Source organism: Falsihalocynthiibacter sp. S25ZX9 (genome assembly GCF_041205405.1).
Lineage (GTDB): Bacteria > Pseudomonadota > Alphaproteobacteria > Rhodobacterales > Rhodobacteraceae > Falsihalocynthiibacter > Falsihalocynthiibacter arcticus.
Window position 1 is genome coordinate 1 of record NZ_JBGFCD010000056.1, and the last position, 1,278, is coordinate 1,278.

The following is a 1,278-nucleotide window of genomic DNA, read 5'->3' on the forward strand; positions in this document are numbered from 1 at the left end:
CAGTAACATCGTCCGCTGCCAGTCTAAACCTTCGATGAAATGCGTCATGAACAACCTCCATACCGAATACGGAAATTATAGCAGCATCTGGATCAAAATGGGGGAGTTTTCACACAGCCTCCGGACAAAGCGGACGCCGCTCTAACTGGTTCACAAACTGCTCTTTTAATTTGGATTTTCCACAATAATCAAACCGATTTCGCGAGCAAGGGACCGAGTCATTAGCCAGTCAACACCAATCAACGCAAATTCACATTCAGTTGTGCTGATACTTTCGTTGCATGAGCTTCGATCTTGGTTCTGCAATTTTCCGGCACGTTCTTGGAAACGTTTTCTGTAAATCGCTTTCATCTCTTCGATCGGTTTCAGCAATGGAAGGACCGCTTGAATATCTGCTCGCAATTGATCCGTAAGGTCGTTCTTGCACGAATCCCGAAATTCCACAGAGCGACCAACGGAGCAGTATTTTTCGGCCTGAGCGAGGCAATCATACTCCATTGTTTGCGTCATAACCCTCTTTCCCACGGTCAACGCGATGCATCCATCAAGCCAACCTTTTACGTCTGACAGACCAAAATCTTCGGCGTCAACCGAACCAGCCCCTAAAAAAACGGCGCAAATCAACGGTAATGCAATTTTTTTCATTTAGTAATTCTATTCTAACACACTGATTTTGCAACCTCTATTTCTGATAAAGCCCCTATTGGGAAGCAAAAGGCTTGCCTACATGTACTTGGTGAAACCACCCACCAGTCAACAGCAAGAAGACAATATTGGCCTCAATCCTTCTATTCGAAAAAGTGGCCACCAAGGTTTGTTACGGGTCGTTTGTGTCGGTCAACGGTAAGGGCGGAAAGGAGACCTTCGCTGCGGCCGAGAATCTGATCAGCAGAGCTTCAAAGCAGACCTCAGCCCCCTGATCAGGCAAAGCAAACGCGGTGCCAACACACAACGTATAGCGCCTGCCATCGGTTTCTAGTTTGAGCTTCAATTCACGACAAACATTCTCACGCTGAAGTTTCATTTTCAGCCCCCGTAGTGTTTGGTCGGCGTCGTTATCAAAGCTGTCTGATTAGCATGATCTGTGCCGTTCTCTTAAGGGATAGGAGGTATGATTGATGCGTTTTCATGGACAATTGAATTGCGTCAAGGCGTTTCCAACGCCCTCGCAAACGAAAGGGGCGAGCCTCTTAAGCCCGCCCCTTTATGCATTCAATTGCGCCTCTTTAAACGAAATCAAAGTCGCTTGCGGTGAGGTCTGCGCGGTCGAGGCCGGTG

2 protein-coding genes are annotated in these 1,278 nt (G+C 47.6%); both read right to left on the reverse strand.

Annotated elements, in window-relative coordinates; all coding sequences use genetic code 11:
- Window positions 1–165: 165 nt before the first annotated feature.
- Window positions 166–645 carry a hypothetical protein gene (locus AB9F29_RS21215; protein ID WP_369757165.1) on the reverse strand — a complete coding sequence of 160 codons (480 nt, stop codon included), beginning with the start codon at window positions 643–645 and terminating at the stop codon, window positions 166–168.
- A gap of 172 nt (window positions 646–817) precedes the next feature.
- Window positions 818–1,024 (reverse strand): hypothetical protein, encoded by a 207-nt coding sequence (locus AB9F29_RS21220; RefSeq protein WP_369757166.1) that lies wholly within the window; start codon window positions 1,022–1,024, stop codon window positions 818–820.
- Between the last annotated feature and the right edge of the window lie 254 nt (window positions 1,025–1,278).